The organism is Brevibacillus sp. HB1.1 (genome assembly GCF_013332445.1).
Classification (GTDB): Bacteria; Bacillota; Bacilli; order Brevibacillales; family Brevibacillaceae; genus Brevibacillus; species Brevibacillus porteri.
Genome location: NZ_JABMIV010000001.1, coordinates 249225 through 266383, shown reverse-complemented (window position 1 = coordinate 266383; position 17159 = coordinate 249225). Strand labels below are relative to the sequence as shown.

General features: G+C 47.3%; 22 protein-coding genes. 12 read left to right on the top strand and 10 right to left on the bottom strand.

Annotated elements, in window-relative coordinates:
• Positions 1-1410 carry a dihydrolipoyl dehydrogenase gene (gene lpdA / locus HPY27_RS01115; protein ID WP_017249160.1) on the top strand — a complete coding sequence of 470 codons (1410 nt, stop codon included), beginning with the start codon at positions 1-3 and terminating at the stop codon, positions 1408-1410.
• 122 nt (positions 1411-1532) lie between these two features.
• Positions 1533-1694, top strand: coding sequence for an aspartyl-phosphate phosphatase Spo0E family protein (locus HPY27_RS01110; protein ID WP_017249159.1), 162 nt, complete (start codon positions 1533-1535; stop codon positions 1692-1694).
• Here HPY27_RS01110 and HPY27_RS01105 read toward each other — a convergent pair.
• Positions 1689-2444, bottom strand: a complete 756-nt coding sequence (locus HPY27_RS01105; RefSeq protein ID WP_174224186.1) for a hypothetical protein — start codon at positions 2442-2444, stop codon at positions 1689-1691. The genes HPY27_RS01110 and HPY27_RS01105 overlap by 6 nt on opposite strands.
• Positions 2445-2573: 129 nt before the next feature.
• Positions 2574-2723, bottom strand: coding sequence for a hypothetical protein (locus HPY27_RS01100; protein WP_015891582.1), 150 nt, complete (start codon positions 2721-2723; stop codon positions 2574-2576).
• Between the two features lie 234 nt (positions 2724-2957).
• On the opposite strand from HPY27_RS01100, the gene HPY27_RS01095 reads away from it, so the two are divergent.
• Positions 2958-3815, top strand: a complete 858-nt coding sequence (locus HPY27_RS01095) for a HEPN domain-containing protein (RefSeq protein ID WP_174224185.1) — start codon at positions 2958-2960, stop codon at positions 3813-3815.
• A 38-nt stretch (positions 3816-3853) separates the two neighbouring features.
• Positions 3854-5425, top strand: coding sequence for an ABC-F family ATP-binding cassette domain-containing protein (locus HPY27_RS01090; protein ID WP_017249156.1), 1572 nt, complete (start codon positions 3854-3856; stop codon positions 5423-5425).
• Between the two features lie 43 nt (positions 5426-5468).
• On the opposite strand, the gene HPY27_RS01085 is transcribed toward HPY27_RS01090, so the two are convergent.
• Entirely contained in the window at positions 5469-5984 is a 516-nt protein-coding gene (locus tag HPY27_RS01085) for a DUF6886 family protein (protein ID WP_174224184.1), read from the bottom strand.
• A gap of 35 nt (positions 5985-6019) precedes the next feature.
• Positions 6020-7084, bottom strand: coding sequence for a phosphodiester glycosidase family protein (locus HPY27_RS01080; RefSeq protein WP_017249154.1), 1065 nt, complete (start codon positions 7082-7084; stop codon positions 6020-6022).
• A 135-nt stretch (positions 7085-7219) separates the two neighbouring features.
• On the opposite strand from HPY27_RS01080, the gene HPY27_RS01075 reads away from it, so the two are divergent.
• The 3 genes from HPY27_RS01075 (at position 7220) to HPY27_RS01065 (ending at position 8951) form a co-directional block, all read left to right on the top strand.
• The gene (locus tag HPY27_RS01075) at positions 7220-7363 is read left to right on the top strand and encodes a hypothetical protein (RefSeq protein ID WP_007718864.1); all 144 of its coding nucleotides are present in this window, start codon (positions 7220-7222) and stop codon (positions 7361-7363) included.
• Positions 7364-7514: 151 nt separating this feature from the next.
• Positions 7515-8759, top strand: a complete 1245-nt coding sequence (locus HPY27_RS01070; protein ID WP_017249153.1) for a DEAD/DEAH box helicase — start codon at positions 7515-7517, stop codon at positions 8757-8759.
• A gap of 36 nt (positions 8760-8795) precedes the next feature.
• A complete protein-coding gene (locus HPY27_RS01065) occupies positions 8796-8951 on the top strand; it encodes a hypothetical protein (protein ID WP_007718860.1) in 156 nt (51 codons plus the stop codon).
• 33 nt (positions 8952-8984) lie between these two features.
• On the opposite strand, the gene HPY27_RS01060 is transcribed toward HPY27_RS01065, so the two are convergent.
• Positions 8985-9827, bottom strand: coding sequence for a serine/threonine protein kinase (locus HPY27_RS01060; protein ID WP_173623611.1), 843 nt, complete (start codon positions 9825-9827; stop codon positions 8985-8987).
• 110 nt (positions 9828-9937) lie between these two features.
• Here HPY27_RS01060 and HPY27_RS01055 point away from each other — a divergent pair, with 110 nt between their 5' ends.
• From HPY27_RS01055 to HPY27_RS01045, 3 genes are all read left to right on the top strand, one after another.
• Positions 9938-11053, top strand: coding sequence for a DUF3900 domain-containing protein (locus HPY27_RS01055; RefSeq protein ID WP_174224183.1), 1116 nt, complete (start codon positions 9938-9940; stop codon positions 11051-11053).
• Between the two features lie 20 nt (positions 11054-11073).
• A complete protein-coding gene (locus HPY27_RS01050; protein ID WP_017249150.1) occupies positions 11074-11667 on the top strand; it encodes a DUF1444 family protein in 594 nt (197 codons plus the stop codon).
• A 63-nt stretch (positions 11668-11730) separates the two neighbouring features.
• Entirely contained in the window at positions 11731-12660 is a 930-nt protein-coding gene (locus HPY27_RS01045) for an apurinic/apyrimidinic endonuclease family protein (RefSeq protein ID WP_174224182.1), read from the top strand.
• Here the strand turns inward: HPY27_RS01045 and HPY27_RS01040 are convergent.
• The 3 genes from HPY27_RS01040 to HPY27_RS01030 all read right to left on the bottom strand — a co-directional run bounded on the left by HPY27_RS01040 (position 12627) and on the right by HPY27_RS01030 (position 14849).
• Positions 12627-13571 carry a prenyltransferase/squalene oxidase repeat-containing protein gene (locus HPY27_RS01040; RefSeq protein ID WP_174224181.1) on the bottom strand — a complete coding sequence of 315 codons (945 nt, stop codon included), beginning with the start codon at positions 13569-13571 and terminating at the stop codon, positions 12627-12629. The genes HPY27_RS01045 and HPY27_RS01040 overlap by 34 nt on opposite strands.
• 19 nt (positions 13572-13590) lie before the next feature.
• Positions 13591-14646: a DUF2515 family protein gene (locus HPY27_RS01035; protein WP_174224180.1), complete on the bottom strand. Its 1056-nt coding sequence runs from the start codon at positions 14644-14646 to the stop codon at positions 13591-13593.
• 62 nt (positions 14647-14708) lie between these two features.
• Positions 14709-14849: a hypothetical protein gene (locus tag HPY27_RS01030; RefSeq protein ID WP_007718846.1), complete on the bottom strand. Its 141-nt coding sequence runs from the start codon at positions 14847-14849 to the stop codon at positions 14709-14711.
• A 103-nt stretch (positions 14850-14952) separates the two neighbouring features.
• Here HPY27_RS01030 and HPY27_RS01025 point away from each other — a divergent pair, with 103 nt between their 5' ends.
• On the top strand, positions 14953-15261 hold the full coding sequence (locus HPY27_RS01025) for an iron-sulfur cluster biosynthesis family protein (protein ID WP_026043130.1): 309 nt from the start codon (positions 14953-14955) through the stop codon (positions 15259-15261).
• On the opposite strand, the gene HPY27_RS01020 is transcribed toward HPY27_RS01025, so the two are convergent.
• A complete protein-coding gene (locus HPY27_RS01020) occupies positions 15262-15711 on the bottom strand; it encodes a DUF441 domain-containing protein (RefSeq protein ID WP_174224179.1) in 450 nt (149 codons plus the stop codon).
• A 114-nt stretch (positions 15712-15825) separates the two neighbouring features.
• The gene (locus HPY27_RS01015) at positions 15826-16137 is read right to left on the bottom strand and encodes a YfhH family protein (protein ID WP_017249145.1); all 312 of its coding nucleotides are present in this window, start codon (positions 16135-16137) and stop codon (positions 15826-15828) included.
• Between the two features lie 102 nt (positions 16138-16239).
• On the opposite strand from HPY27_RS01015, the gene HPY27_RS01010 reads away from it, so the two are divergent.
• Entirely contained in the window at positions 16240-17004 is a 765-nt protein-coding gene (locus HPY27_RS01010) for an SDR family NAD(P)-dependent oxidoreductase (protein ID WP_174224178.1), read from the top strand.
• Positions 17005-17159: the final 155 nt, after the last annotated feature.

Below are 17159 nucleotides of genomic sequence, written 5' to 3'. Positions count from 1 at the left end.
ATGGTAGTAGGTGAATTTACTACAGAAGTAGACGTGCTTGTAATCGGTGCGGGTCCAGGTGGATATGTTGCGGCGATTCGTGCTGCTCAAATGGGCAAAACAGTAGCTGTCGTGGAAAAAGGTGAGCTGGGTGGCGTATGCCTGAACGTAGGTTGCATCCCTTCCAAAGCGATGATCCACGCTGCACACACATATGAGCACACACAACATACAGAATCCATGGGTATCACCATGGAAAATGTAAAAGTGGATTTTGCCAAAGTACAAGAGTGGAAAAGCGGCATCGTGAAGCAACTGACTGGTGGCGTAGGCTCCCTCTTCAAAGGCAACAAAATCCAGGTAATCCCTGGTGAAGCACTGTTCGTAAGTGAAAATGAAGTACGTGTATTCCACGGTTATGATGTCAACCGTTATCGCTTCCAGCATTGCATCATTGCAACTGGTTCGCGCCCAATCGAGTTGCCTGCATTCCCGTTTGGCAAACGCGTAATGTCTTCTACTGAAGCGCTGTCCTTGACTGAACTGCCGAAGAGCCTCGTGGTAATCGGTGGCGGATACATCGGTATCGAGCTGGGTACGGTGTTTGCGAAGTTTGGTACAAAAGTTACGATTTTGGAAGGTTCCGATCAAATCTTGCCAGGATTTGAGCCAGACATGCCACGTTTGGTGGAACGCAAGCTGAAAAAGCTCGACGTTACCATCCATACAAAAGCACTGGCACAAGGAATGGAAGAGACAGAAAACGGCGTGATCGTGACTGCAGAGGTAAAAGGTGAGCAACAAAAAATCGAGGCGGAATACGTACTCGTTACTGTTGGACGTCGTCCGAATACAGATGAACTCGGTATTCGCGATATCGGTATGAACGTGACTGACCGTGGTTTGATCGTTGTCGACAAGCAAGGTCGCACGAGCATTCCTAACGTTTACGCGATCGGGGATATCGTAGCAGGTCCTGCGTTGGCTCACAAAGCTTCCTACGAAGGTAAGGTTGCTGCTGAGGCAATTGCTGGCCATCCAGCAGAAGTAGACTACAAGGCGATTCCAGCGGTTGTATTCTGCGATCCAGAAATCGCAAGCGTAGGAATCAATGAGAAAGAAGCAAAAGAAAAAGGCATCGATTACGTTGTAGGTCGTTTCCCATTCGCAGCAAACGGTCGCGCTCTGTCTGTAAATGCAGGCGAAGGCTATGTGAAGCTGATTGCAGAAAAAGAAACGAATCTCGTATTGGGTGCGCAAATCGTTGGTCCAGAAGCATCCAACATCATCGCAGAGATCGGATTGGCAATCGAAATGGGCGCAACACTCGAAGATATCGAGCTGACCATCCACGCACATCCAACACTGGGTGAAGTAACAATGGAAGCTGCTGAATTGGCTCTGGGTCGTCCGATCCACGTCATGAAATAGGAAGTGGGAAAAGCCTTGTGCCGGAAATGGGTACAAGGCTTTTTCTTCCACATCTTACCCTTTCCACCTGTTCTTATATAATGTAAAATAGTGGGAGACAACGTTAGGTGGGGGTCTGCAGCATGGAAATTACGAGTCAGATGATTGATGACTTGCGACTAAAACTAGAGCGCGCAGCAAAAGATGCAGGTTACAATTTTCTTGACCCTGAAATCGTGAGAATCAGCCAACAATTAGATAAATTGATTGTCGCTCATATGCAACATGAAAAACGCCCTTCATGAGGGCGTTTTTGGTTGAGTGGGAACTTCCGAGATGGAATACAGCAAATGGGCATTCCAGCCTTTTTTCGTAAGCGTGGGTTCTTGGGCATAATAATAGCTCGGATAAAGAATGAGATGCTGCGCATCGTAGCTTGGACCATTACTCGGACAGGTAAGCTGATGAGTTTCTGTGTCATAGGTAATTGCGGGAGAAATGGATTGCAGATAGGTGGTAAGGGAATGGATTCCTTGTAAAGAGTAATAAATCCGTTCTGCTTCACGCACAAATTTTGGAGCAATCGCCTCCCAATTCGCCTCAAAAAATAACTGCCAATAAGATGAAACGAACAGGCTGAAACGGCCTTTCACATAGTCGGCATCCTCTTCTAAATCGAAGGCAACCACAGGAGTATCGTGATGCGATATCCACTCCTCCAAGATCGGTTTCATGCTACGCACAAAATGATCAGTGGGAAGTGTTACGAAGTACTCATACTGATCATCGACAGCCATGACACCTTTTGTATGTAGGGGGTCAAATGAGTCTGGGATCCCATATCGAAAGAGGGGGACAAAATAACCCCATTCTTTTAAAAGACGGGCTGACTCAAACTGCTCTACCTTTTCTTCGGTCCAATACGCAAATCGCTCGGGAGGTGTCTCTTGGGCGAGTGTATGCAAACTAGCAGCCATCTCGTATAGCGGGGAAACACTATAGCTGATCAAATTGGAAAGAGGGCTATGGTTGCCCGGAAGTGGAATGGTGATCATCTTCACTTAACCTCCATCAAGGATACTAAATTTATCATAGTGCATCCTTGTGGGACAATTCAATCTTTTTTGATGTAAAAAAAAGGAAGGGCAGTAGCACCCGACTGCATTGGAGCCGGGTGCCATTCTTTATCCTTCGCGCGTTTGAATGGAACGTGAATGATTTTGCTGCTTCACTTTTTTAGAGCCGGGCTGGGGTTCGCCAGTCTGTTCCAGCGGCCGAGCTACATTATTGTAAGTTTGATGCGGATTTTCATCTAGAATATGGTCCTTTTCCATAAAATCAACTCCTTCTTTACCTAGTTTGGCGTAAACACATGATGACGAATCATAGGAAATGCTGGTATTCTATAATGAGGTTGTTCCAAACTCGTATGGTGAGGAAGCATGTCCACATTTAGAAGGAATTGATATGTTGTCAAAACTACAGAATGGCACGATACTGTTTATAGAACATAATATTTATTATGTAAACAATAAACGAGCTCTGCTGGTCTGGAAGGAGCGAGAACTATGCCGGTCTTAATCGCCCCCGTATTCAATTCAACAACAGCACAGCCCGTTCGGATCGATTTACCTAATTCGTACACGCTCATATCAGGCGCAAAGAAGCCATATGAAATCGCGTCTCGTTTTTTGCGCAATGAAATGGACGAGAACAAGCGAACCTTTGATTTGCGTGTAGATCCCAACAGTTTATTTTTAGTTGGGGATCACGAAGAGATGAAAATAACGGATGATCGGGTATGGATTGAAGAAATCGAAAGTAAGCTGAATCTAGCGTCTACAACGGGGACTTGTTCGATTCCTTACATCATCACCGTCAATGGCAATATGTATGGCATTACGTATTTGAAGCGATCGCTTGATGGTGACAAGTACACATTTGATGATGAAACTGCGGGCATTTTTCATTCATTAGTCGAACAGAAGCTGCCATCCCTTGCTTTTCGTCGCTATTCGCTTTCACTGGAGAAGAAAAACTATGAGGATCAGCTGTTGGATCTGTGGATTGCATTGGAATCATTGTTTGTTCCCGATGGCAAAAAAGGCGAGATTACCTATAAATTGCGTGTCCGAATGGGGTACTATTTTGGAGAAACCGCCTTACAGCGTGAACGGATTGCACAGTTTGTAAAAAAATCGTACAATCATCGCTCAGAGATTGTGCATAGTGGCAAGTTGTTCGGTGACAAGCTGGCTACAGAAGTCAATATTCTGAGGGTGATGACACGAGCCGCGATTTTAAACATCGCCGGGGAACGTGTCAACCTCCAGGATATGCGTGTCCGGCTGGACGAATTGGTATTTACGGGCGAATCTTATGTGGCACGGTACGCTCCTGCATTTTTTGAAAGAATTTTGTTGTAAGCCTCATAGAGGAAACAGATCAGGAGGAAGAATAGAGCATGAGTGTTTTGATTGTAGAGAATTTGTCCCATGGTTTTGGAGACCGAGTGTTGTTTCGCGATGTGTCTTTCCGTTTGCAACCGAATGACCGTGTCGGACTTGTAGGCGCAAATGGTACAGGAAAATCAACGATGATGGGGATTTTGACAGGCCAAAACTTGCCTGATAATGGTCGTATTGAATGGATGCCCAAAATCGAATACGGATATTTGGATCAGCATACCAAGCTGCAAGCTGGTAAAACGATTCGTGACGTACTGAAGGACGCCTTCCTGCCGCTGTTAGAGCAAGAGGCTGAACTGATGACGATTGGTGAAAAAATGGCCGAGGCAACTCCTGAGGAACTGGAAGAATTGCTGGAGCGCATGGGCGAAATTCAAGACAAGCTGGAAACAAGCGGCTTTTATTTGATCGATGCGAAAGTAGATGAAATCGCCAACGCTTTGGGTTTGAGTGCAATCGGTTTGGAGCGCGATGTAGCATCGCTCTCTGGTGGTCAGCGTACCAAGGTTCTTTTGGCAAAATTGTTGCTGGAAAAACCAACTGTTCTTTTGCTGGATGAGCCGACGAACTACTTGGATGAAGAGCATATCGTGTGGCTGAAAAACTACTTGAAGGAATATCCTTATGCCTTCATGCTGATTTCCCATGACACGACCTTCATGAACGAAGTCGTGAATGTGATTTATCACTTGGAATTTACCAAGCTGAATCGTTACACAGGGAACTACGAATCCTTCCTGGCTCAGTCCGAGACGAAACGCAGCCAGCATTTTGATGCGTTTGAGAAGCAGCAGGAAGAAATCGCGAAAATGGAAGACTTTATTGCGCGCAATAAAGCTCGTGCTTCTACTACCGGTCGCGCGAAGAGCCGTCAAAAGCAACTTGATAAAATGGACAGAATCGACAAGCCGGAAACAGCTGCCAAACCTTCGTTTATCTTTAAGGAATCCCGCGCAAGTAGCCGTTTTGTCATCGAGGCTGAAAACTTGGAAATCGGGTATTCTCATCCTTTGCTGCCGAAGCTGAGTGTGAAGCTGGAGCGCGGTGAAAAAGTAGCAATTGTCGGCATGAACGGTGTCGGTAAGTCTACCTTGTTGAAAACGTTGCTGGGTGTGATTCCTCCGTTGGATGGAAAGCTGGAGAAAGGCGATTTCCTCCATCCTGCTTACTTCGAGCAAGAGGTAAAGGCGAAGCCAATTACCGCACTCGATGATGTATGGAATGATTTCCCTTCCATGAATAACCATGAGGTTCGCGGAGCGCTTGCACGTTGTGGCTTGAAAAACGAGCATATCAACCGGAATATGAATGCTTTGTCCGGGGGAGAGCAAGCAAAAGTTCGTCTCTGTAAATTACTGCAGCGCGAAAGTAACTGGCTGGTATTTGACGAGCCGACGAACCACTTGGATGTCGTCGCCAAGGAAGAACTCAAACGCTCCTTGAAGGAGTTCAAAGGGACCGTTCTTCTCGTATGTCACGAACCTGAATTTTATGAGGATTGGGTTACGCAGACGTGGGATGTTGAGAAATGGAGCTTGGAGCAGGCAAAAACACCGATTAAATTGTAAACGCAAAAACAGGCAGCCACCATTGGGTGAGACTGCCTGTTTTTTATGTGAGCGACGCATTTCGCATACGGATCATGGAAAAGTGCAGACTGCTTTGTAGCAATGAATCTCGAAGCGGCAACAGCGAAGGAGTGATTCTCAATTCAATATCCGCTTGGCTAAGGCAGTGCACGAGGTCTCCTAATGGTCTTACGTCTAGTGGCGTAACGGTTTCCTTTGACAAATAGTAGCCGGCGCCTTTGTCCCAGCAATCAAAAGATTCTGGTGAGAAGATATATTCATATAGCTTTGTTTGTGTAAGCACGGAGTACCATTTACTTTCGATAGCCATAACCATGTTGGCGCTCGTCAAGCCAAGAAAGCGCTCAACGTCTGCTGACTCGGAATCTGCTTTTTTGTAAAAGCAAATCCTCGGGCAATCTCGCGGTAAAAAATACATCGGCGCTCGTGCTTCATCAATCGCCCATACAGCGGGAGCAAGTGTGGGGTGGGAGGGATGGGCGCGAGGCTGAAATATCGTAATAGTCGGATCTTCACTATAATGAAAAAGTCTTTGCATAAATCAGTGACCTCCTCTATCCCCTCAACACTTCCTTAAAAAACAGCCCATGCATTTGGCAAATAGCGGCCTCGATGATAAGGAGAAGATGTCTTCGTGATGGCTTCACCGTTGTGCAGCATCATGGAGCTGGAACCGCCGTCCATGGCCATTGCCGTTACTACGCCACGCTCTGCCAATACTTCCGCCATGTCGTTCATGCTTGCGCCGATGGAATGGCCGGGCTGGCGTCCGTCAATGACAGCAAATACGATCGTCCCGTCTTCTTTTTGTCCAATCGCGGTACGCGGTTGAATGCCCCAGCTCTTGGCAGGCTTTCCTTCAAACATATTTTTCCCGTTTACGATCAACTGCGGACGGAAGCTCACAGCGTCACGTACGCCCATCTTTACGAGTTGTTCAGCTGAGTAGCTGCCTGTAATGAGTTTACCGTCATAGGTAAGCCCTAACGCGGTTTCTCCGCTTTTTGGATTGTAACCCTGCAAAATCTTCCCGTCGTGGATGACAACGCCGTAGGCACGCGCTCCTTTGCCGTACCCGTCTGGATCAGCGAATCCGCTCGCATTGACGATCCCGATGGCGCCTGTTTTCTTTACAAACTCATCGAGCAAATCTCCACGGTCCTTGCGATTCGTGACGACAAGCCGTACTCTGCTTGGGTCGCTAATGTACATGATTTTTCCTTTAAAGTAATAACTGCCTTTTGAGACGTCTATTTCCTCAATCTCGATTAGTTCCTTTGGTTTCTCCGGAAGTGTGACAGTTACCAGATTCGATTTCGACGGAACAGGAGGTCCTGCCGTGCCTGTGCCTTCGGAATTGATAACGGTCGGATGTGTAATCTGCTGTTTTAGTTCTTTTAGTTTTTCATCAGGTAAAAACGTATAGGGGGCCCAGTAATCATGCTGTGTTGTCAGCAAAGTGCCTGCCGCCCACTCACGTAATTCTTCTCCGTTTTTCGTTCCAAATAAAAAAATAATTCCTAGTAGAGCTAAGGTTGTACAGGTTAAGGCCGTGCCAAGCATCCATTTCTTAACCCAACGCCATGGTCTCTTGCGCTTGGCTCGCTTGTGTGTGCGAGTGCGCGATAACGTCTCCATTCCATATTCACATCCATTTGACAAATTGTACGAGGGTTATTATTCCTATATGAAGAGACGAATGACCGGGAAAAAGGTTTCAGGAAAATAATATGTGATCACCCTGGTCAAAATAAAGGACAGGAGGTGATAGGTGTGCGTGACTATGATGAGGCGTTTCAAAAGGAAGTAGAGGAGTACATGGAAAGTCCAAAAGGGACACGTAACCAAACCACCAGCCGGGACCGTCAAGACCAGGGTGAGAAGCAGGAAACCCGTATCGATTCCAATAACGGGTAGATGGAAGGTCAGGCGAAGTCCATTTCGGATTTCGCCTGTTTTTCTCTATCTCTGACGGACCTTACCTCACGAGGACTGGCTTACCTCTGTTTTCTACCTGCAAAGTGTGGTAAGCTTACCCAATGCACGAATTTATGCCAGGAGGGTTTTTGTGAGCACCACGTTTGCAGATTTACAAATTAGCGCACCGCTGTTGACTATATTGCGAGAGCGAAAAATGGAAACACCGACACCTGTTCAGAGTGAAGCCATCCCGTTGATTATGGCTGGTCGAGATGCTTTGATTGAATCACCGACTGGGACAGGCAAGACGTTTGCTTATCTATTGCCGATTTTATCGAAAATCAATATGGAGCAAAAAGATGTACAAGCCATTGTACTCGCACCGACGCATGAGCTCGTTGTTCAGATTGCGCGGGAAGCAGAAAGTCTTCTGCCAGGGAAGGACACGGCCGTGATGTCCATTATTGGCGGAGTCGATGTGAAACGCCAAATCGAGAGACTGAAAAAGAAGCCTGTATTGATCGTAGCAACACCAGGTAGACTGCTGGAGCTGATTGATCAGCGTAAGCTAAAGGTCCATGAAGTGAAGACAGTTGTGGTCGACGAGGCTGACCGGATGCTGGATGCGGGCTTTGGCAAGCCAGTTCAAGAGGTCATGAAAAAAACACTGCGTGATACACAACGATTGTTATTCTCAGCGACAATTGCAGAGGAAGTCGTACATACGGCTGAAATTTTCACAAAAGATGCTGCCGTTATCCGCGCAGCAGCACCAGAAGGCGCAGCAGGAGTAGCACACATGTATTTGGTCACCGACCCACGCAAAAAGGTGGACACGCTCCGTCGTTTGTTGCGCCTCGTCAATGTTCGTTCTTCGATTGTTTTTGTCAATCAAATCGAAAAAGTGGACGAGATTGTATCGAAGCTCAACTACCACCATTTGCCGTGCAGATTCCTGCATCGTGATGCTTCAAAAGAAGAGCGTGCCCGCACCCTGCAACAATTCCGGGATGGAGCATTCCCCGTGTTGATTACGACAGATGTATCGGCACGTGGCATTGATATTCCAGGTGTGGAATGTATTGTTCATTACGATCCTGCATCGGACGCTGACACGTACATTCATCGTAGTGGCCGAACTGGGCGAATGGGGCGTGCCGGACTGGTCTTTTCGATCATTACGACACAGGAACGTTTTATCATCGAAAAATTTTCCAAGCAAACAGGCTTGCCTATTGCTGAAAAATTCATGACGCACGGAGCGCTGGAAGATCCGCGTCCTGTACGAAAACCCGCGCCAGCACAAAAGTCAGGAGCTCCAGCCAAAAATACGAGCCCTGCAAAACGGAATCAAAATCGTGCACATAAGAAGGGCAGCTTTGGAACAAAGTAGGACAAGAAGTACACAACTTGTCTGCAGGAGGTTTCCATGCGCAAAGATCGCTTATATGAAGAGGATTTGCTGGTAAATGGCACGGTTGGTGGAGAAGTTTTGACGAAACACGAAAGACAAGTGCTGCGCCAGGAAGCAGGGGAACTGAAAGAAAAGATGGAACAGGCGAAACAAGAGCCGATTGCAGAATGAATGACGAAGAAGAGCAGGGAGAATCCGTGAAGTCTACGGATGCCCTGCTCTTTTTTCTTGGTAGTGGATCAAATAGCGGTCCAGGTCTGTTAGCCAATCATGTACGCTTTCATAAGGGGCGTCCATTTGTAACAAACGCCGTATCATCATGCGAATGGAAGGGGATAGCGAGAGCTCCTCTTCCCAGCTTTTTTCAGGTGCGTCCGGTTCCGATTCATACCCGGAATAGAGCAAGAATAAAAAGAAATGCCCTAATGCATACAAATCACTGGAAGGAGCAACTTCTCGCTTCAATTGTTTTTCAGACGGATAGGCGGAAAGGGTATCAGCTGTGTAAGTCGGGCGATCACCAACAAACCGTGCGAGGCCAAAATCAATCAGGTACGGCTTGTCCTCTTTCCAGATGACGTTGGGGATGCGTACGTCGCGGTGAATCACATTTTGCTCATGGAGGTAAGCCACGAGTTCCCCGATTTGGCGGATCCATTCGGCGCATTTTTGCTCATCAGCCACGATATTTTGATCAAACAACATGTCTTCGAGTGTCGGGCCCGCAATATAAGTCATAACCATAAACGAGTCTTGCCGATACGTGAAGGAATCTAGACAGCGAGGGATTTGCGGATGCGAGAGGGACATCAGCACCTTTTTTTCATATTCTTGCAAGGCTTCTCCTTTGGGAGTGTGCCGCAGGCTTGGTTTCACTTGTTTCAGCACAACCTGATTACCTGTAGGGGTGTGCGTGGCGAGATAAGCGATCCCGTAGCTTCCCATCCCTAACACTTTTGTTATTTCATACTGACCTGCTAGGTGGCCGGGCTGATACGGTTTATCGCGTATCGTTTCGTTCCACCATGACTTCATACGAATCCACATTGTGTGATTTTCCCCTCCTCCCTTCATCTTATCATGATTTGAAAAAGCTGACCTTTTTTTCAATAGGTTTGCTATAATCAGTTCGTTACATGCAGACAGGAGCGAAGGGTATGAATTTTACAATTGACTGGTTATCCTTTTATCTAATGGAACAGCCTGAGGAAGAGGATGGCATTAAACAAGTGCGGCTGACGCGCTATTTGAGCCATGATGAATATCAGAGAAGCGAGCTGAAAGATTTTCTCGATGGGGAATTCGCCCGGATTGCGAAAAGAAAAGTCGAGATGAATCCGAAGACAGAAGGCACGCCGACAAAACTGGGTCAATTTGTGTTGGAGCCTGGACATCCATTGGACTCGAACCCCAACTATGCCCTCTTGAATCGATTGTTGGCAGCGGAAACGTCAGGGGAGAGCAAAGAGCCCTGTCAGGAGCTGATTCAGTCGTATTTGCGAACCTCTCAGGTGAGAGGCGGGGTCATGATTGTGGTCCGGACGAGGTTAGAGCTGATTGACGAGCGCTACGTCTTTATTTTAAAATGCGATTTCGAACAAAAAACAGCGGTTATCACAGATGAGAAGAGCCTCATATCGAATGTACGCATGGCGATTAATGCCAAAAACATGAAATCGCTCATGTATCCGTACATGATCGAATCTGGGATGAATGACCCGTATCACGTGAAAATTCATCAGTTCTCCCACGCGAGGTATTTCGAGGAGTTTCTGCGCTTTATCGAGTATCCACAGACGATGACACAGATCGTCTCTGAAGAAGTCATTTCATTGGCGAGACAGCACATCGAATATACGTATCCCGAAGCGTCCGAAGAGCGGATACGGGAAGAGGAAGCAATCGAACTCATTGCCGCAAGTCCGAAGCGGGAGCTCGCAGAAAAATGGGAGCATGAGACCGTGATGGAAGCGATGCAAATCATTACAGATCGCCAACCAGAGGTCGAGCTGAAGTTCAAGCTGGATCATATGCAGGTCCGCACGTTATTGGCCGATTACGGCACCAGCCTGCATATTGCCAAAGTGAATGGGCGTTATTTGGTGCTATTAGAAGGCGAGCAGCTACAGTTCGAGCGTGGCATGTCCCCTGTTGAGTTTTTAAAGCCAAAGGCATTGACGGACATCGTGAAAGAAATTGAAGAGAGAAGCCAGAACGTTGCCTATACCCCGGTGAGCACGCCTACAGAGGACGATGATAATCCACCTTGGTAATGAACAAAGGGAAGGGAGTGATGGAGTTGGATCGACAACTAAGAGTAAGCGGCCAAGAGCATAACATCTATCCGGTTTTGCGTCATGCCTCTATGATCAACAAGTACCCGGAGCGGTGGGTGGTGAAGGAGCATACAGCTGATACGTACGTACTGTACGCCCTAGATCAAGGAGAAGGCTACGCATTGATTGAGAAGCGGATGCTGCAGGAAGCAGGCTGGACGAGCGAGCAGCTTCATTCATACGCGATGGAAAACTTGCGAAAGCTCCCCTTTTCAGTGAAGTCACAAGAGGTAGGGGGTCAGCGCATCCATTTTATCAGTCCGACAGATGGATACGCGGCCAGCCGAATTTTGCTTGATTCATTTCTGACGGAGATGGATCAGAAGAAGCAAGGAGACTCACTCGGTGTCGCGATTCCGCATCAGGATGTGCTGATCGTGGCGGATATGACAGGAGAAGCTGGGGCCCATCTGTTAGCGCGTCTCACCTATGATTTTGCATCGAAAGGGCAAGTGCCGATTTCTGTCTTGCCTTTTTATTGGGAGGAAGGGGAATTGACCCCATTTCTCGTGGTGACGCACGACTCGGGTACGAAAATTGAAAGAAAGTAGAGCAAGCGCGGGGATAGTCTCCCCGCGTTTTCTATACCGCCGGAAAAGAGGAGGAACCCTCGAATGAAAAATTTCATGATTGGTCAATATGGAGGTTTTGATCAGGCAAAATACGCACGAGATTTTAAAGAGGGCTTTTACGGCATAGAGGCATGTTTGTTTGAATCGGAGGAGGATATCCAATTCCTACAGCGTGAATCTCAAGCAAAAGGATTTGCGATTGGAGTTCATTTTTCGCTACGTGCAGGTCAATCTGAACTGCGGGATGCCCTTTTTATGGATGCGAATGATCAGACGAGAGCAGAGGCTTTTGAATGGATTGACAGGGAATTGGCGTATATGGCGTCATTACAGCCAACCTATGTCTTATTCCATTATCCGAAGCCAGTCATCTTGGACGATCGCATCGACTGGAGTGTATGGCGCTTTCATGATTCGCGAGACTATGTATGGGAGCATGCCTACACGGAAGCAGAGTTTCAATATCGTAGTGAGCAGCTGTTTGCGTGGTTGGCTGAGAAAGGCAAGGAGTTGCGTTTCACACCTGTCCTTGAATTCGATGCACTCAACCGATATGTGTATGGGACAGAATTTTTAGAACAATTGCTACAGAAATATCCAACGATCAAGCTCTGTCTCGATACCGGTCGATTATTCCTACAAGAAAAAATTGACCCGTATTTCAATGCCCGTCAAGTCATCCAAAAGTATACGAAATATGCGTGGAGCATTCATTTGAAGAGTATGAAGGTGGCTGCTGATACGGTCGAATTCGTTCACTATCCGGTTCTTCCCGAATGCAAACCGGATGAAGGCTGGGCTCCGATCGAGGACTACCTGACGATTATCTGCCAGGAAAACCCTCATATTAAGATCATGTTCGAGCATCGCTCCGAACAAGTAACGGACGAACAACTGGAGAGTTGCTATCGTTGGGTAAAGCAACTCCTAGAAAAACCTCACGATTGCCTTTCCAATAATAACTCAATATAGCGCCCGGCATCTTGAATCAGCCAGTACGGGTACCTGGGACCGTGTATGTACAAGTCTGTTGCGGTCACGAGCATTGTCTTCACTCGTGTCTTATCACCCATCAACTGCGCGCATACCCCCATCGTCATCCATGGATATAAATCACCAGTCTGAAACGTATCAAATTGCGGGAAAGCGGCTGTGATCCTTTGGTAGAGCAGTGAGGCGGTGTTGGCATCTGTCAAGCTGTAGACAATGGGAAAAGCCTGCGAGGTGACGTCCGGGTACCATTTTCGCCAGCCGGGGTACGTACGATCATACATGGCATACGACTTGCGAATCCGACTGTACATGCCATTGATGCCGAGCTCGCAGGATTTGGCGCGTGCAGCTGCTTCCTCGGCAGCCTCCACATTTCCGATCAACGAAAATAAATACGAAGCATCTGCCAGCCCCTTGGCCCCCTCGCAATTGTCCATCAAATATTTGACTCGATACGAATGCTTCGCCCAAGTCAGGCCGTCCTTTTGTTGAAGGCGGGCAACTGCTTGGAGAAGGGATAAGAGCTTCGCGTGGTTGGCATGTAACCAGTCCATACGCCCCGTTGCTCGTATCCATTCCGCAAGCAGGCTGAAATAGGTGGTGTGGTAGCTATCTTCGCTATCATTTGTGCCGGTATCGATTTCTCTGCCTTGTTCAAGTCGAAAATCATTGATATAGCCGTCCGCATTCAGGTTCCGCAAATACCAATCGAGATGACCGCGAACAGCCTCTAGCTCCTTCATGCGGATGAGGGAAATAATTCCGAGGTTGGTGAAGTACGGATTGATTTGATCACGTTTGGGACTAAGGCGAAAGGTACCGCTCGGCAATTGGCAGGATAGCAAAAAACTTGTTTGATTCAACGCCATTTGTTGCATCCATTTTTCCATGAGGCTGCCTCCTTCCAAGCTACGTAATTGCTGAAACGAGTTTGACACCGTATTCGATCCATTGCAAGGAACGCACATAAGAATCACTATCGATGGAAGGCAGTGAAGCTGGTTCTTTCACGACCTTGTGCCATTTTTCGTCTCGAAACCAATCTACCCCATCTGCCGGATCGTGTCCATAATCAGCCCATGCATCTTGAAGACGTGGGCTATATATTTTCGGACTTCCTTCTAGCAACTCATGTCCATCCAATCGCAGCTGATACTCAACTTCTGCGGTGAGCGGAGTATGATGAGGTGTGAACAAATGCGGCCAATAATCCGCTCGTGAACCTGTATGAGGGATACGAGAACAATAGGAGAGCATTTTCTCAAAACGAAAGCGATCCCCAAACAATAGCTGATACAACGTCTTTCCGACTTGAATGCGGTACAGGACATCGGGAAAATGATGGACATTCAATCCGATCAAGCTAAGTCGACGGTCAGTAAGATGCGCTTTATAAGGAATGAGCACTTGATTCATCGAGAGAGCTGATTGGGCGACGAAGGCAAACGAAGCGAATATACGATTCAGTGTAAATGGCTTCTGTACGACGCGTTGTTCGATATACTGCTGTTCATTGACGATGAGTGCATGTGTAATGCGCGCACTGTCTTTAGATGCGAGGAACTCTTGCCAATACGTTTGCATAAAGACTGAAACACCAAGTGGCGCCAAAAGCTTTGTTAAATCTGTCCCCGTTCGTTTCATCTCCGCATACAGTAGTAATTGCGGATAGGCATCGTGAAAAATCAGCCAGTTACATCTTTCCAAAAACCAAAAAAAGGGCTCGATTGCTTGTGCATCCATGATAAGCGGTAGCCACTCTCCTTTTAAATCCGTCATGTTCCACCCGCCATTTCGTGAGACCAGATGGGCCAATAACGCCCAGTGAACCTCTTGGTGTTCGCGATAAAAGGCGAGGTATGCTTGTGTGCGGGTGACATTGTTGCGATTGGCTTTGGTTGTTGCTTGTCTGATTTGAGCAACCAGGTGCTGCTCGTCGATTGTCGTTTCTGTGTTGTATGTCATGGATAGCTCCTTGTGGTTTCGGGATTGAAAAAAGCAGGTCCAGTTGGCGACCCGCTTTTCATTCAACCAATCATTTCTAGTACCAGAAGCCGAACGAGTAGTTTTTCTTTGGCTTCCTCCCACGTATTCGCAAAAATGACAACGTGCTCCGATTGGAACTCCGTTTCAGCGACAAAAATCCCATCTTGTTCGTAGATGTTCATAGAAGATCGTCCTTTCTGCTGCCTTTCAAGCATTGTATGCTATCATGGAAGAGATGATGCATTCAGCATATTGGAAAATCATGAGAAAGGTGGCACCAAGAACATGATCGTGAAAGTAACAAAAGAGGCAGCAGAACGCATGGCCAGTACAGACAAGCCCATTCGGATCAACGGTGAGCTAGTCGGTGGCTGCGGGATGAATGTAGAGTATGCGTTGTGGTGGGATACCCAAGGTCCAGAAGATGAAGTCTACCAGGTCGATTCTTTGACATTTGTGATTGATCGCGAAACCATTGCCTATATCGGGTCTGAACTGCTTACGATTGATTATCGTGCGCAGCAAGGCTTTCGTATGGTTACGCCACAGCAAATTTTGGCTTATGGCCTTCAGTTGAAAGAGCGCTGGAGCTAATCACTTCGGGAGTAATTGCAAAATAAAGGCGAGAATTCCTGCTGCAATTAATGGACCGACTGCAACACCGCGGAAAAAAGTGACACCAGCGATCGTACCTAGCAGCAAGCCTGTAACGATCAAAGGGCTTTGCGACATCAAAACCGTTCCTTTTCCAGCCAGATAAGCGACAAACATACCGACAGCAACCGCGAGTATCGAACGCCAATTCGTAAAAATTTCAAGGATAGAGGACGGCTCGATTTTGCCGCTAGCAAGCGGAGTCATGATTCCAATTGTTAGTATAATGATCCCAAGATGTAGGCCATGCTGCTCGAGCAACGGGAAATATCGGTCCAACGACAGGAGTCTCATTAACAGAAGGATCGCAACTGCAATGGAGACGGTGGCGTTGTTGCCAATGACACCGAGCGCCAATAGTACCAAAAGGATGATAGAAATCCAGTCCATATGCGGGGTGGCTCACTTTCGTTTTTCTTAGTATATCCATGCTGCTGCGGCATGTGTACGGGCAAGAAAAAAGAGATCGGCATGCACAAGAGTGCGAGTGCCGATCTCTCTTTTCTAGTCGAACCACAGTTCCAGCATTCCGACTGGAAAACCTGTCTGCTCGTCCGAATCAGGGAAACGTCCCCAAGCAAATACGCCGTTGAAATAATCAATTGTAAACGGCTGATCGTAATCAGGCACGCTGTATTTGCTGCCGATTCGGAACTCATCCGTTCCTAAATAGTACGATTTCGCCATAAAGTACTTTTGTGTAATGATCGCAAGCTGTGAGTGATCACCAAGCTTCTTTTTCTCTTTCGCTTCGACGTGCAGGCGCTCCATTTCCTCCTGCAGCTCGGCGAGTGTCATTTGACTGTACAAACGCAACGGACTGCCCCCTTTCCATACAGGTATATTGTAGCAAAAGACAAGGGAAAAGGCGATGGATGCAGAATCCTCTAAAGAAACGAAAGGGGAGTCGGTTCGAAAATGACACGTTTTGATTTGCATGGAAAGAAAGCAATCATAACAGGTGCTGGAAGAGGAATTGGGAAGGCACTAGCATTGGGAATCGCAGAAGCGGGTGCGGAAGTTGCGGTAGTCTCGCGAACAGCTTCCGATTTGCAAGAAGTGGTATCGGAGATTGAAGCAAAAGGCGGAGTGGCTTTTCCAGTCGAGGCTGACCTGACTGTGTCTGATGCTGCGGACCGTGTTGTGAAGCAAGCAGTCGAAGAGCTAGGGGGTGTTCATATCCTGATCAACAATGCAGGAATGAATATCCGCAAAAAAGCACATGAAATAACGGAAGAAGAGTGGGACAGAGTAGTGGATTTGAATTTGAAAGCAGCATTTTTCATGAGTCAAGCTGCTGGTAAAATCATGTGCGAGCAGCGCTATGGCAGAATCGTCAATATTGCTTCGGTCGCAGGTGTAGTAGCACTTCGCACGGGTATCGCGTATGGTGCCAGCAAAGCAGGGCTCATCCAGATGACGCGGGTGCTGGCATTAGAATGGAGCAAGTTTGGCGTCAACGTAAATGCGATCGCGCCGTGGTATTTCCGTACACCACTAACGGAGAGCTTGCTTAGCGACGAAGCGTTCGTCCAAGAGGTTTTGCAGCGAACGCCGAGTGGACGAATCGGGGATGTGGAGGACTTGGTAGGACCAGCGATTTTCTTGTCCTCTGATGCAGCTTCATACATATCGGGGCAAACGATTTCGGTTGATGGCGGTATGTCTATATACGGGTTCTAATAAAAAAGGGGCATTCCCAGTTGGGAATGCCTAATTATTGGGGGCGATTGAGAAAAAGAACGACTGATTGTTCTATGACTGGTTTGCTCTCACCCAAAACAGTCAATCAATCAAAGCTATTAGCGTAGGCATACTCAGATTGAATGATCGATCTA